This is a genomic window from Spongiactinospora gelatinilytica (genome assembly GCF_003236385.1).
GTDB lineage: Bacteria > Actinomycetota > Actinomycetes > Streptosporangiales > Streptosporangiaceae > Spongiactinospora > Spongiactinospora gelatinilytica.
This window is the reverse complement of the sequence record NZ_POUA01000064.1, coordinates 1-11,868: the sequence shown is the minus strand read 5'-3', so window position 1 is coordinate 11,868 and position 11,868 is coordinate 1. Positions and strand designations below refer to the sequence as shown.

Below are 11,868 nucleotides of genomic sequence, written 5' to 3'. Positions count from 1 at the left end.
GGACTGCACGTCTGGTGGTCCCACCTGGTCCCGGCCCCCGATATGGTCCAGGGCCAGGTGGGTGCCCGCCGACGGCGTCGGGTGGTCGCCTGGCGGGCGCGCCGCAGGAAGGGAGGCTGCGGCGGGTCGAGTGGTCATCGGACTTCCAGGTCGGTGAGGACTGCGGAGACCCTGGAGTAACCGGCCGTGCCGGGCGCGAGCGCACCGTTCTCGGCCGCTGCGATCACCTGCGGGTCGATGCGGGCACGGGCGGCGAGCTGGCGGACGGTGAGCCCGAGCGCCTGGCGGCGCGCCGTCAGCACGCTCGGCCGGGTCGTGGTGATGCTCTGGCACGCGACGCGGACCGGGCGCGGCGGCGGCGTGCCCTCGCCGAGCTGCTCGGCGAGCCAGCGTTCGGCGAGCGCCAGGGCCTTCTCAGCAGGACCGTCCGAAAACTCCCACGTCACGGTCATACGCAGGCCACTCATGTCAGGACCTTGGTGAGCACCAGGGCGAGGATGACTGCGGCCACGGCGGCGGTTACCGTGACGGCAGGCACACGCCACCGGCTAGCCCGCAGCCACTGGTCCAGCGCGATCAGCAGGCGAATCACCGGTCGCCTCCGGCGCGCTCGACGAGGATGTCTGACTTCACTGCGAGGCGACCGCCAGCGGCCATGATCAAATTCGTCGCGTCACGCTCCTTGGAGGCCACGGCTCGCTCGAACGCGGCGCGCTGAGGGTCAGCGGGTGCCTCTTCAGTGCCCCCGGTGTCCGCGAGTTGGAATTCCTCCCCCGACAGGTTGGCGATGCGGTGGCGCGCTTCCGCGATCGTGAGCCCCTCCTGATGCGCGCTGAGCATCAGGCCGTTGACCAGCTTCTGGTAGGCAGTCTTGGTCCGTTCGTGGGCCGCACGCGCTGCCAGCAGATCGGCAGAGAGCGTCCGGACCCGTTCCTCGGCGCCGAGCAGCAGCGGACTCGCTGCATCATCGCGCTGCCGCTTCGCCTCGGCGAGGGCCGTGCGCAGGGCATGAATCTCCCGGCCGGAGCGCTCGCGCAGGGCGGCCAGCTCGCCGGTCAGCCGCCGCTCCGCGTGCTCTGCGCGTACGGCCCGCTGCTCCAGCTCGGCGCGGTCCTTGCGGATCGCCGCTCCGGCGGCCTTCTTCCCTCTCACGACCGCCCCCTGAGCCGGGCGAGAGCGTCCGCGCCAGCGAGGACGGTGAGGCCGGGAGTCGGCGCGATGCGCATGTACTCGGCGATCGCACGGGCGTCATCGGCCCAGCCCGCCGCCTCGCCGACCGGCGCACGCCGGGCATGGTCGTGGATCGCGCGAACGACGTCGGCCTCGACGACGGACAGGGCGCGCACCTCTGTGTGCGGCAGCGGGCCCCACCCAGTGATGACGACCGGCCCGGGGTACGGGCTCGGCGGCGCGCCAAGGGTGTTGAGGATCAGGCCGCCGACGATGTTGCGCGGCAGCCCGAGCCGGTGGCCGTCGTCGTTGACCCATCCGGCCCACTCGTGGCCGTCCGGGTCCGGCTGGAGGCGTACCCGGCCCGGCCCTTCGGGGCCGACCTCGGACCGCCACGCGCCGGCCTTGATGTGCAGGCCGCCGTCGGTGTCGATCAGGGCGTACATCATCGGGTGGCCCTCCTGATCAGCGCCATGGGGAGCACGGCCAGCGTGGTCAGGCAGCCGGCTCTGCGGGCGGCCTTGGCGTCGCGGGCGAGCCGGTCGGTCCGGGCACCGCAGGCCCGGCAGGGGCAGCCGGGCCCGGGGTGCGGGTCACGAGGCATCGGTGCCGCCTCCCGAGCCAGGCTTAGTCACCGGCGGCCAGTCGTCCACCTCGCCGGGCTCGTCCACGATCTCGGCGTCGGTGATGTCCTCGGTCGGCATCGACATGGGCGCTGGCGGCGGCGGGGCCTGGGTGACGTCGTAGGTAGGCCGCTGGCGGATGACGTCGGCTTCTGCGACGGCCCGGAGCTGCTCGCGCCGGTACTCGCTCGACGTGGGAACCCATTTTTCCAGCTCGTGCACGGCCGTCTTGAGCCACATGGATTTTTCCCACGGGCCGTCCCAGATCTTCTTCGTTCGGGCCTCGGCGCGGTGCAGCATCACCTCGTCTTTGGCCATGGACACCACGCGAGACACGGCACCGCTGGGGAACTCGGCGTAGGCGTAGACACCGATCAGTTCGCCCCGGTCCTTCACGGAGAGGAAGGCGGGGTGCCGCGACTGGCCAGGCGGGTCAGTGGCGAACCAGCCGGGCCGGTGGTCCGGCTTGGTCATCGTCTTCTCATCGAAGTGATAGAAGTCGTTGAGTCGTACGACCTCGGCTTTAACGGAGACCACCGCACCAGCCCGGTACATCCGTTCGATCTCGCCCTGGTACTGCTCGATGCCGACGATGGTGGGGACGCCCTTGTCCTTGAAGGGAACGAGCGCATAGGCGTCGGTGCCGGGTTCGTGGCCCAGCCGCGCGCAGTCGAGAAGCGCAGCGAGAAACGCCCCCGGGTTGGCCTCCGCGTGCTCGCGAAGTTCGGCGTTGCGCCGCAGAAGTCCTTGCGAGAGCCGCACGAACGTCTCGGGTGTGATGTGCGACGGAAGCACAGAGGCGAAGTCGCCTTCGTACTGCTTGATGAGCGCGCCGGGGCCGTTGTCACGCTTGGCCACGGCCTGGCTGACGGTCTGGCGGGTCACTTCGCCCTCCTTGGGATGATCTTGTCTACTTCGGACGTGGTCAGGCAGTCGGCGTAGGCGGCGGGGTGGCGCTGGCGCAGCCGCTCGTTGTCGATGCCGCGCCGGTCGTAGACGCTCCTGGTGGCCACGCGCTCGCCGTTGAGGACGGCGTACCGGGCGTCCCCCATCGCCGCGCGCAACTCGTTGGTGAGGAGCTCCTTGCGCTCCTCGGCGGCCTTGGCCGCCTCGCACGCCTGCTCGTAGGCGTGCTTGAGCACCAGGTCGATCTCCTGCTCGCGGTCGGCCAGCTTCGGATGCAGCTTGCGAAGCGCGGCGGTGGTCGCGGAGTGGCCATCGATGGGCGGCGGATCGTCGCGCGCGAGTAGCGCCAAAAACTCCTGGGCGGCCTCGCGCATGACGGCCAGGTCCTGCTCGTCGCGCTCGATGAGGTAGTGGCGAACCTCTTTGGTCGGCAAAAACAGGCAGCTCAGGTAGGCGTACGGCAGGTCGAACACGTCGATCTGCTGGAGCACCTGCACGCGGTAGTAGACCGGGATGTCGTCGGTGCCAGACTCGCCCCACCCGTCATACGACGCGGCGGACTTGCCCTCCCAGAGGGTTACCGGCGGCTCCGGCGGGTGCAGCGTCGGACAGGTCGGGCAGTCCTGGCAGCACGGGCCGCAGTCATCCGGGTCGCAGCACGCGGCCATCGCGCCGTACGTCGGCGGCGGCCCGACCCGGTGCCAGGTGCAGCATCTGATCTCGACGTTCACGATGTCGCTGGCCGTGTAGACGGTCCGGTCCGGCGTGGCCATCTGCCACGGCCGGTCGGTCGAGGCGTACAGGCCGGCCAGCTCCAGCGACAGCTCCGGGTGGTCGCGCTCGAAGCGGTCGGCGATCCACGGCTCCAGGTGGCGCCCGAGCGACATGGCGTCGTTGTCGGGCGTTTCGCCGAGCTGGCCCGTCTTCTGCCAGTACAGGCTGAACGGCGACCCGAACGGCGAGAGCCCCATCACGATGGCGACCTCGCTGGCCGTCACCCCCGGGAGGCGCGCCGCCAGCCACGCCTCCCGGGGAGCGTCGGGTCCGAGGACCAGCCTGGCGCTCATGACGTACGCTCCGCCTTGACCGCGTCCTGGATCATCCGGATCGCTGTAAGGCAGTCCTCACGGCTGATGTCGTCATCGCCCTTGTTGTGCGCGATGTGCTCGTAGATCTCTTCGGCCGCGCAGTCATAGGGGAGGTTGGCGTTCCAGTCCTTCTCCACCGCGAAACCGATGCCGAGGATCCCGAACTTCGGGAACCCCACGATCGCCTGACGTTCGCCGAGCTGGACGCGATACGTCCAGTAGTCCTCGCGGATCGGGGGCGTGAGAGCCAGAGATCCAATGCGGGCGGTCTCGTTCGCCTGGCCGCGGATTTCAAGGACGAGGTTCACGAGGCACGCTCCGCGATCTTCCGCAGGTCGTCGATCCCGCCATCCGGCGCCTCCGCCCAGTAGACGGCCTGGACGTAGCCGGGGTACTCGCGGGCCAGGCGCCGCCGTTCTTCCTTGGGCGCATGGACGATGGTGCCGATCAGCCCGTTCTCGAACGTCGAGCCTTCTGCGCCCCCCTCCGAGCCCTGTCCGAACCACCACAGCACCTGCTTGGCGATGTCCGGAGTGATGTCCTCCCGCCCCGGCTCATCGCGGATCAGGGGCGTGATGGGGCCGTACACCTCGTGGATGTGCTCCACGGACCGGGAGCCGGACGGAGCGCCATCATGCAGGCGGACCTGTCCTTCGCTCTCAACAACGAGGTACCGAATGCCAAGGTCGTCCTCCCATACCTCGTTCGGTCTTGGCATCCCAGCGGCGGGAACGCGGCGGGTGATCGTGACGGCGCTGGCCTCGTGCCGGACCTCTTCCCGGTCGGTGGCCCCTGCCTCGCCGTACTCGTACTCATAGACCAGCGAGCCGTCTGTATGGGTCAGTACGCGCGCGCCCGTGATGGTGATGTCGACGATCTCGCCAGGCTCGTATCTCTGGCTCATTGCTCGCCCTCCCCCTTCCAAAACGCGGCGCGCATCCGCGCGGCGCGGCGGCCGACGCGCTCGGCGAGGAGCTGGCCGCGTGCGCGCATCGTGCGACGCATCGCCCGCTCGATCTGCGTGCCGCCGGACCGCAGCGGGGCGAGCCACTCGTCCGGGTCGGTCTCGCGCCAGACGTTCTCCCAGTCGGCCAGGTCGGCGATCGGCCTGACCGGCGCGGTCGTGGCGACCGGGTACGGGTCGGTCGAGCCGTCTTCGGCTCGGTGTCGGCCGGTCATTCGCTGGCCTCCCTGCGGTGGGTTTCCGGGATCTGCATGACGGCGGTCACCCGCGCGTCGAGGACGGGGTCATCGCCGCCGTACGGCTCATCGGCTGAGGTGTCGGCCGCAGGTGGGGCCGGTCTCATCACGCGGGCCGCGCGCTCCTCAAGGGCAGCGAGATCGGCGTCCCACATCCCGGCCTGAGCGGCGAGGACCTGCGCCAGCCGGCGCGCGTCCCGGATGCGGTCCAGGTCGTTGCGCGAAATCGAGACACGGCAAGTGCCGAAGAAGAAGGTGGACCAGTTGTCGTCGAGCTCGTGCCGGATTTCGTGGGGTGCGATCTGGCCGTAGTCATATGTCGGCAGGGCGGCCATCACGACACCTCGCACGCCATGGTGTGGACGCCGCCGTCAGGCGCACCGCAATGACACAGGGCCACGCCGCGCTCGGCGAGCACCTCGCGGACGGCCTCCAGGGTCGTGCCGCCGAGCGTCGCCGGTGAGCCGCTGTTGGCGTACCGGACACCCTCATCGTGGGTCCGGACCAGGTACTCGGTGCTGCGCCGGCGGCACCCGTCCACGATCGCGGCGTAGTTCATCTCAGCCTCCCGAATGGACGCGCGAGCGATGAGGTAGAGGGCCAGCCACCCGAGCGCCGTCAGAACGAACAGGCTGGCCAGGAAGACCCACGTCCATCGCGGGCCGAGACCGAGGGAGATGCCGAGCCACAGGACGGCCAGGCCGAGGGAGATGCCGATGACGACGCCGACAGCGAACCGGACGACCTTCATGACCCGCCCCTCTCGGCGAGCCAAGCGCGGGCCTGCTCCAGGTGCTCGAGGGTGAGCCCCCGGCGCGGTTCCACAGTGATCAGGAGGTAATCACCGACGTCGGCGCGGTCAGCGAGATATCGGGCGTCGCCCAGTCCGATGTAGTCGTCGAACCAGACGAACGGGCGGCCTGCGGCGTAATCGGCGACGGTCCCCGTCTTGAAGCAAAGATCGGCAGTGAGGTGCGCGGCCCATTTGGCGTCCTGATCGACGACGCACACCGGCAACTCCGGCAGGCCGATCAAGGGTGCGATCGCCGTGTTGGCATCGTGGTCCCACGAGGTACACCACGTCAGCTCGGCACCGGTCTGCTCGGCGAGCGTCAGGAGCTGCGCCCCTACCGCCGGGTTCAACCAAACCTGGTAGGTGCGACCATCGGATACGGCGCTGTGACGCCGCCACTCCGGGCCCGGCCGGAAAAAGGGCGCGGTAACGCCGTCCACGTCGAGCAGGATCAGCGGCGGCTTCATGGGACATCTCCGGTGAGGTGGTCGGCGATCCTTCGCAGGTCGCGGGCGATCGAGACGAGCGCGAGATCCGCTGCACGCCGGCCGCAGGCCGCAGACCGGCTCCCAAGCTGCTCCCGGACGGCCTCCTGCGGATGGGTCGCCGAGCGGTCGGACATGCGACGGAGTGCAGCTACGAGGTTGCCCGCCATCTCCAGCGGGTCCTTCGGCGTGTGGATCTCGCGCGGCTCGCTCACGGCGTCCATCGGACCCCCCAGCGCAGCAGCAAGAGCAAGATCGCGTTGGTCGCGAGGATCGCGCTGGGCAGGGTCGGGCCGTACTCGACGGTCCAGCCGATTGCCACGCCCGTCTCCGTGACGCCGACGACGAGGAGCGCCCATGTGCCGCTGCGGGCGGTCGGGCGGAGCCGGGCGGAACGCGTACGCCACGGGTGCGGGTCGCGGACGCGGCGCCCCGTGTGCTTGACGAGCTTGGGGATCGCGGGGAGGCTCACGCCGGGGTCTCCCTCGCGAGGTCGAGAAGCGCGGCCAGTTCAGGTGAGCCCCATCCGGCCCAGCGCGTCTCACGCTCGGCCCGGTGGATGGCGGTCTCCAGGTCGTGCGTCCGGCCAGCCAGCGCCCGCCACTCCCCCGCGTGATGCCGGAACGCGACATAGGACTGCCGGGCGTGGTGGTCGTACGGGACGGCCGACACGACCACGTCCAGGTCACCGCCAATGCGGTGACCGACGTACTCGATGTGGTACGCCTCGAACTCGCCGAGGACCATGCGGCAGTCGGGCAGAGTGATCATGGTGTCCTCCGCACCTTGCGCAGGACACCAGGGCGGATCCAGCAGCCGGGCCGGTCGCGCCAGGTCACCCAGACCACGCCGGGATCGGACCCGTTGAGCAGGATCTGCGCCGTCCGGCGGCCCCAGTCGTACTGCTCGGCGATGGGGTCACCGGCCGGGCACGGGGTGATGGTGCCGGTCGCGCCGGTGGCGCGGTGGACGACGGCGGTCCGCTCGGGCCACACGTGGGCGAGGTTGTCGAGGCGGGACATCACGCCACCACCCGAAAACGGCCGAGGGTATCGACCTCATGCAGGACCATGCAGCGGCGCACCTTGACCTTGTCGCCGAGGTGGACGATGCCGTCGGCGAGCTCGACGCGGCAGGCGAGGATACGCATTCCGGGCTGCCACAGCTCGACGTATTCGCGCACGTGTGCGGGCGACGGCGACAGGTGCAGGCCGCCGCCACAGTCCGGGTAGGTGCTCCAGTCCGGCGCAGTGACGATCCCGCCGAGCGGGTAGTGCATGCCCCAGCCGGAGTAGAAGCTCGCGCGAACGCCCTTGTAGAGGACGATCGTGTCGTCGTCGGCGACCTTGACGCCGTAGTGTTCGCACCACTGCCGGATGTCGTCGTGGCGTACCAGCGGGATCTCGATGACCTTCCCGCCCCTCACCGTGGCCTCGCGGTCGCACCGATAGGCGGTGACGTTCGTCCCCGCGGTCACCTCGCTGCTGCCGTAGGCGCGGACCACCGTGTCGCCGTACGCGGTGACCCGCGAGTTGTAGGCGATGACGGTGACCTGGTCGTAGGCGGTGACCTGCCCGCGACGTGCCTCGACGGTCGCGTGGCCGCAGGCGATGACCGGGGTGTTGCCGGCCGCGACGTGGGCGGACCCGGACACGGTCAGCAGACGCCGATCGCCCGGGGCGATCTTGATGTAGCCCTCGAACACATGCAGGTCGGCGTCTTCCGGGGCCACCGAGTACTCGGCCTGGCTCACGATCTCGACGTACTGCATCACGCCACCACCGCTGACGTGCGCGAGCGGATGATGACGGGCTGGTCGGCCGCGAGGGTGATCCAGTCGTGGCCGATCTGCACGTCGATCTCGTGCGCCTCCTGGCCCGGGACGTCCAAGACGTTGCGGACCTGCCCCACGCCGAGCACGTCGCCCTCGCGGATCTCGAACGCGAGCAGCGGTGCCCCGCACCCGCCGGGGCAGGGCAGCATCTCGCCGCCGACCGCGACATCGTGCGGCGCAATAAGGGTGCGGTACATCAGCCTGTGCGTGGCCAGGCAGACCGAGCAGGACGCCTGTGGGACGGGCGGCCTCGCGGCCGGAACGGGGGTTGCCATGGGGTCTCCCTGTAAAGTCGCGGTGTCGGGGTCTCCGACACCGCCCCGAGCTGGTGGCTCAGCTCGGGGCATCTTCATGTCGTGCGACGTGATCGCGGGACGGGGCAGGGCGCGGCTCGGCGTCCACTGGCGCGTCGTGGCCGGTCCTTGCGGCCTCCCCTAAGGACCGTTCACCCCGTCCCGCTGGCTCTCATGCCGACTGTCTGTCGGTGGCGATGGGGGCGGTGATGGGGGCGGTGTCGTAGCCGGGGCTGACGATCGCGCCCACCGGCACCCCTAGCGCTTCGGCGATCTTCCGCGCGAGCCAGCCAGGGCACCGCTTGCGGCCGGCCTCGATGTTGCTGAGGTAGGCGTGGCTTCGGCCGACGGCCGCAGCCAGCTCGCCAAGCTTCCATCCGAGTGCGTTTCGCAGCGCCCGGATGGTAGTCCCGATCCGGACGTCTTCGGGGTCCGGTGCCGCGCGGTCTTCCATATCGGCAACTTTAGGGAAGAATCGGGAACATCTCAAGAGGAAACATGGAAGTTCTGGGATGAATCCGCAACTTAGATCGATCCATCCGAACACTAGTGCGCTGACCTGGCGCGTTAGGCTCAACTAACTTCTGCACAGAACTTCACCGCGCCGGGTGGATGTTCCCGCTTGTTCCCGGCAGAATGGGGGGGTATGAGCCAGGACCGCGCACGAGCCGCACAACACGTGGTGGCCCGACGCGGCGAACTCGGGTTAACCCAGCAGCAACTGGCCAGCGTCGCCGAGATCGACGTAAAAACGATCTTCAACTTGGAGAGCGGCGAACGTTGGCCACATGCGCGGACCCGCGCACGGATCGAGGCCGCGCTCGGCTGGGCAGCCGGCACTCTGACAGAGATCGCCGCGGGCCGCGACCCGAGGCCGTCGGCCTCGGCCACGTCGGCGCGTCGCTACGCCGAAGTGTGGGCCCAGAAAATCTGGGAGATCACTGAGCTCACCGAGTATGAGCGCCGGGCGCTGATCATGTCCGTGCGCGCAATGCGCGGGGCAGAGGTGGCGACGCACGCGACCAAGCGGTCGGCCGGTGCATAGGAGTCCGAAGTACGTAACGGTCCAGTCACAAACCCCGTGATCCCTGGACTCCTGCGGGCATATGACGTGATGTAGATAGGCCGAAAGGCCCGGGAAGCGCGCACAAGTAAACACGTCTGTAGCAAAGGCGCTTCATGACCATGCCCCCTGACAGCACCCCCAACTCGCGCGTCAACTGCGATGCCTCTGACGAGAGCCACGTCATCGAGCGGATGATCGCGCGGGTCAACCGCATCAACACGCTGGCCCGCTGGCAACAGCAGGTACACGATCACTCCAGCGGAGAGCAGGCACGACTCATCGCCGAGCTGGAAGAGCACCGGGCGGAGCTCGCCGCCGCGCGGGTGCTGATCGCAGCCCTCTACCGCGAGCGGGGCGCCGACCCTGAAGATCTGCCGCCCCGGCAACTCGGCCTGGCGTGGCACGCCCAGGCCGAGTACCGGCCGGTGGAGGTGGATGTGGACGGCGTCCCTGCCACCATCGTCCGGTATGGCGCCCCCCGGGACTTGGAGCCCATACGCGAGGCCCACGAGTGGGAACAGATGAAGCAGGTGATCCGATCCGCACGCGCGTTCGCGCGAGGGGAGGCCGAATAAATGGCCGCCCTCATCCGCTTCGACGAACTCCCTGGCGACGTCCCCACGATCGTCACCAGTGACGATGGACAGCCGATCATCATCGTCAACACCAAACTCCCCAAGCACGAACGCCGTGCGGCCATCCGCGCGGCGCAGCGCCAACTCCGGCGCGATGGAGCGCTCACTGTGCTGCCGTTTGTCGGCTGGCTCGCCGAACAGCGCGACCGCGCCGCCGCGCACCCCGCGCCGACCGCCACGGCGGTGGGCCTGGTCGCCCTCGCCACCGTCGCCGTCATCACCGCCAGCGGCGCACCTAGCGAGCCGCCCACCGCACAGCCGCGGCCCCCGCTGACCGCCACGTACGCCTCGCCATCGCCTAAAGCCGACGCCACCCAATCGGCGAACCCCACGGCGAGCTCCATCCCCAGGCCGGCTCGAACTGCGGCACCCGTAGGAGACACCAGGCCACAGGCGCCAGAGCGCGAGGCGGACCGCCGCCGCGATCCCACGCCTGACCGGACACCGCGGCGGCGCCCCACGACGGCGCCTCCGTCCTTCTCGGCGTCTCCGCACCCGACGAGCGAGCCACGGCCGGACGACCCCGTGCCCGAGCCGCCACCCGGGCCGGAGCCACAGCAGCCGCCCGAGCCCGACGAGCCGGACAGGACAACGCCACCGCCTCCAGGCCCGAGGCCGGAGACGACGGCGTGTGATGGCATCCATGTGCGCGTCCCGCTGGACCCACTGGTGAACGTGGACGCCTGCCTTCTGGACTAACCGACGGCGCGCCGGTCGCGCACGCCTGCATCGGCCAGGCGTGCGCGGCGGCGCTCTCTCAGCGACACGACGCCGAGCCGGGCGCGCTGCTCCTCCAGGAGGACCTTGCCCTTCGCCATGAGCTGGTGCACGGCCTGCTTGGACACGCCCAGGATCCGGCCAATCTCGCCGATGCTGTAGTCACCCCCCTCTCGGGCGGCGCGCCCCGCGCGGGCGATGGCCCGCAGCTTCGTCTCGCGCAGCGCCTCGGCGAGCTCGTCGATGAGGATCAAGTTCGCCGGGTCGCTCGCTGCGTGGTCCTCCATGCGGCGCAAGAACCTGACGAGGTTGGCGGCCAGCTCGGCGGGCTCGGTCACCCGGTCGCGACGGCTCATGGCGTTCTCCGGCCGTCGCGTACGACGGCGAGCAGCCTCGGCGGGACGATCCAGCGGTCCCGCTTGCGCCGCGCCGACGGGTCGCGGTCGCACACGTGGTCGGCGTCGAGGCGAAGACGCACGGTGAGACCCACGACATCACCACGAACGTTCAGCCAGGCGCGCTCTCTACTGCGGACAAGCTCCATCGCCAGCTCGGGCTCCCGCATGTGCGCGATCACGTCCAGCGCCACCTGGAGCTGGTCGGCCGGCGGGACGAGGGGGCGCCCAAAGGGGCTGAAGTCGATCTCGATGGACTGCCACGGCGCGGGCACCGCGAGGTTGGTGTCCAGCAGGTCGGCCAGGGCCCGCAGCCCTGCGATTTGTGCGGCGCGGTCACGGGTCACGACGGCCTCCTCACGGAGCGCCGGGCGCGGCTGTAGGAGCGCAGCCGCGCGCTGCTCTCGGCGGCGGCCAGCACGCGGCGGGCGTTCTTGATCGGCCCGTCCAGCGCGTCGAGGATGGCGCGAGCCTCGTCGGCCAGGCTGGCCATGTCGCCGCGTTCGACGAACGGCTGCCATGCACCGTCGGCCGTGCGGTGGTGGACGATGTCGGTCATCACGCTCACCACCGCCCCGACGGCCTCGACGATACGTTCATGGTCGCCGGGGGCGAGGTCTTCAAAAGGGGGGGACATTGGCGGTCCTCTCGGGGCTTCTGTGG

General features: G+C 69.9%; 26 protein-coding genes. 3 read left to right on the top strand and 23 right to left on the bottom strand.

Annotated elements, in window-relative coordinates; all coding sequences use genetic code 11:
- Positions 1-134 precede the first annotated feature (134 nt).
- From C1I98_RS11080 to C1I98_RS10995, 20 genes are all read right to left on the bottom strand, one after another.
- Positions 135-467, bottom strand: coding sequence for a helix-turn-helix domain-containing protein (locus C1I98_RS11080; protein ID WP_146607370.1), 333 nt, complete (start codon positions 465-467; stop codon positions 135-137).
- The gene (locus C1I98_RS44980) at positions 464-592 is read right to left on the bottom strand and encodes a hypothetical protein (protein WP_267898037.1); all 129 of its coding nucleotides are present in this window, start codon (positions 590-592) and stop codon (positions 464-466) included. Before C1I98_RS44980 ends, C1I98_RS11080 begins: the two co-directional genes overlap by 4 nt.
- The gene (locus tag C1I98_RS11075) at positions 589-1,152 is read right to left on the bottom strand and encodes a hypothetical protein (protein WP_111167078.1); all 564 of its coding nucleotides are present in this window, start codon (positions 1,150-1,152) and stop codon (positions 589-591) included. Before C1I98_RS11075 ends, C1I98_RS44980 begins: the two co-directional genes overlap by 4 nt.
- Positions 1,149-1,619: a hypothetical protein gene (locus C1I98_RS11070; protein WP_111167077.1), complete on the bottom strand. Its 471-nt coding sequence runs from the start codon at positions 1,617-1,619 to the stop codon at positions 1,149-1,151. Before C1I98_RS11070 ends, C1I98_RS11075 begins: the two co-directional genes overlap by 4 nt.
- Positions 1,616-1,774: a hypothetical protein gene (locus C1I98_RS41325; protein ID WP_158557993.1), complete on the bottom strand. Its 159-nt coding sequence runs from the start codon at positions 1,772-1,774 to the stop codon at positions 1,616-1,618. The genes C1I98_RS11070 and C1I98_RS41325 overlap by 4 nt, the downstream gene beginning before the upstream one ends.
- Positions 1,764-2,678, bottom strand: a complete 915-nt coding sequence (locus C1I98_RS11065; protein WP_158557992.1) for a recombinase RecT — start codon at positions 2,676-2,678, stop codon at positions 1,764-1,766. The genes C1I98_RS41325 and C1I98_RS11065 overlap by 11 nt, the downstream gene beginning before the upstream one ends.
- Positions 2,675-3,766, bottom strand: a complete 1,092-nt coding sequence (locus C1I98_RS11060) for a YqaJ viral recombinase family nuclease (RefSeq protein ID WP_111167076.1) — start codon at positions 3,764-3,766, stop codon at positions 2,675-2,677. Before C1I98_RS11060 ends, C1I98_RS11065 begins: the two co-directional genes overlap by 4 nt.
- Positions 3,763-4,095: a hypothetical protein gene (locus tag C1I98_RS11055; protein ID WP_111167075.1), complete on the bottom strand. Its 333-nt coding sequence runs from the start codon at positions 4,093-4,095 to the stop codon at positions 3,763-3,765. The genes C1I98_RS11060 and C1I98_RS11055 overlap by 4 nt, the downstream gene beginning before the upstream one ends.
- On the bottom strand, positions 4,092-4,691 hold the full coding sequence (locus C1I98_RS11050; RefSeq protein ID WP_111167074.1) for a hypothetical protein: 600 nt from the start codon (positions 4,689-4,691) through the stop codon (positions 4,092-4,094). The genes C1I98_RS11055 and C1I98_RS11050 overlap by 4 nt, the downstream gene beginning before the upstream one ends.
- The gene (locus tag C1I98_RS11045; RefSeq protein ID WP_111167073.1) at positions 4,688-4,966 is read right to left on the bottom strand and encodes a hypothetical protein; all 279 of its coding nucleotides are present in this window, start codon (positions 4,964-4,966) and stop codon (positions 4,688-4,690) included. Before C1I98_RS11045 ends, C1I98_RS11050 begins: the two co-directional genes overlap by 4 nt.
- A complete protein-coding gene (locus tag C1I98_RS11040) occupies positions 4,963-5,322 on the bottom strand; it encodes a hypothetical protein (protein WP_146607369.1) in 360 nt (119 codons plus the stop codon). The genes C1I98_RS11045 and C1I98_RS11040 overlap by 4 nt, the downstream gene beginning before the upstream one ends.
- Positions 5,322-5,738: a hypothetical protein gene (locus C1I98_RS11035; protein WP_111167071.1), complete on the bottom strand. Its 417-nt coding sequence runs from the start codon at positions 5,736-5,738 to the stop codon at positions 5,322-5,324. The genes C1I98_RS11040 and C1I98_RS11035 overlap by 1 nt, the downstream gene beginning before the upstream one ends.
- Entirely contained in the window at positions 5,735-6,247 is a 513-nt protein-coding gene (locus C1I98_RS11030) for an HAD domain-containing protein (RefSeq protein WP_111167070.1), read from the bottom strand. Before C1I98_RS11030 ends, C1I98_RS11035 begins: the two co-directional genes overlap by 4 nt.
- Positions 6,244-6,480 carry a hypothetical protein gene (locus C1I98_RS11025; RefSeq protein WP_111167069.1) on the bottom strand — a complete coding sequence of 79 codons (237 nt, stop codon included), beginning with the start codon at positions 6,478-6,480 and terminating at the stop codon, positions 6,244-6,246. Before C1I98_RS11025 ends, C1I98_RS11030 begins: the two co-directional genes overlap by 4 nt.
- The gene (locus C1I98_RS11020; protein WP_111167068.1) at positions 6,477-6,737 is read right to left on the bottom strand and encodes a hypothetical protein; all 261 of its coding nucleotides are present in this window, start codon (positions 6,735-6,737) and stop codon (positions 6,477-6,479) included. Before C1I98_RS11020 ends, C1I98_RS11025 begins: the two co-directional genes overlap by 4 nt.
- A complete protein-coding gene (locus tag C1I98_RS11015) occupies positions 6,734-7,036 on the bottom strand; it encodes a hypothetical protein (protein WP_111167067.1) in 303 nt (100 codons plus the stop codon). Before C1I98_RS11015 ends, C1I98_RS11020 begins: the two co-directional genes overlap by 4 nt.
- Positions 7,033-7,287 carry a hypothetical protein gene (locus C1I98_RS11010; protein ID WP_111167066.1) on the bottom strand — a complete coding sequence of 85 codons (255 nt, stop codon included), beginning with the start codon at positions 7,285-7,287 and terminating at the stop codon, positions 7,033-7,035. Before C1I98_RS11010 ends, C1I98_RS11015 begins: the two co-directional genes overlap by 4 nt.
- Complete coding sequence (locus tag C1I98_RS11005; protein WP_111167065.1) at positions 7,287-8,036, bottom strand: DUF7666 domain-containing protein; 750 nt, start codon at positions 8,034-8,036, stop codon at positions 7,287-7,289. The genes C1I98_RS11010 and C1I98_RS11005 overlap by 1 nt, the downstream gene beginning before the upstream one ends.
- Complete coding sequence (locus C1I98_RS11000) at positions 8,036-8,374, bottom strand: hypothetical protein (RefSeq protein WP_111167064.1); 339 nt, start codon at positions 8,372-8,374, stop codon at positions 8,036-8,038. The genes C1I98_RS11005 and C1I98_RS11000 overlap by 1 nt, the downstream gene beginning before the upstream one ends.
- A 190-nt stretch (positions 8,375-8,564) precedes the next feature.
- Positions 8,565-8,846 (bottom strand): helix-turn-helix domain-containing protein, encoded by a 282-nt coding sequence (locus C1I98_RS10995; RefSeq protein ID WP_111167063.1) that lies wholly within the window; start codon positions 8,844-8,846, stop codon positions 8,565-8,567.
- A 192-nt stretch (positions 8,847-9,038) separates the two neighbouring features.
- On the opposite strand from C1I98_RS10995, the gene C1I98_RS10990 reads away from it, so the two are divergent.
- From C1I98_RS10990 to C1I98_RS40400, 3 genes are all read left to right on the top strand, one after another.
- Entirely contained in the window at positions 9,039-9,437 is a 399-nt protein-coding gene (locus C1I98_RS10990; protein WP_111167062.1) for a helix-turn-helix domain-containing protein, read from the top strand.
- A gap of 134 nt (positions 9,438-9,571) precedes the next feature.
- Complete coding sequence (locus C1I98_RS10985) at positions 9,572-10,033, top strand: hypothetical protein (RefSeq protein ID WP_146607368.1); 462 nt, start codon at positions 9,572-9,574, stop codon at positions 10,031-10,033.
- Positions 10,034-10,792, top strand: a complete 759-nt coding sequence (locus C1I98_RS40400) for a hypothetical protein (protein WP_146607367.1) — start codon at positions 10,034-10,036, stop codon at positions 10,790-10,792.
- Here C1I98_RS40400 and C1I98_RS10980 read toward each other — a convergent pair.
- The 3 genes from C1I98_RS10980 to C1I98_RS10970 are packed head-to-tail and all read right to left on the bottom strand — an operon-like array spanning position 10,789 to position 11,842.
- Positions 10,789-11,166 (bottom strand): hypothetical protein, encoded by a 378-nt coding sequence (locus C1I98_RS10980; RefSeq protein ID WP_111167060.1) that lies wholly within the window; start codon positions 11,164-11,166, stop codon positions 10,789-10,791. The two genes, C1I98_RS40400 and C1I98_RS10980, sit on opposite strands and share 4 nt — an antisense overlap.
- On the bottom strand, positions 11,163-11,552 hold the full coding sequence (locus tag C1I98_RS10975) for a hypothetical protein (protein ID WP_111167059.1): 390 nt from the start codon (positions 11,550-11,552) through the stop codon (positions 11,163-11,165). Before C1I98_RS10975 ends, C1I98_RS10980 begins: the two co-directional genes overlap by 4 nt.
- The gene (locus tag C1I98_RS10970) at positions 11,549-11,842 is read right to left on the bottom strand and encodes a hypothetical protein (RefSeq protein WP_111167058.1); all 294 of its coding nucleotides are present in this window, start codon (positions 11,840-11,842) and stop codon (positions 11,549-11,551) included. Before C1I98_RS10970 ends, C1I98_RS10975 begins: the two co-directional genes overlap by 4 nt.
- Positions 11,843-11,868 lie beyond the last annotated feature (26 nt).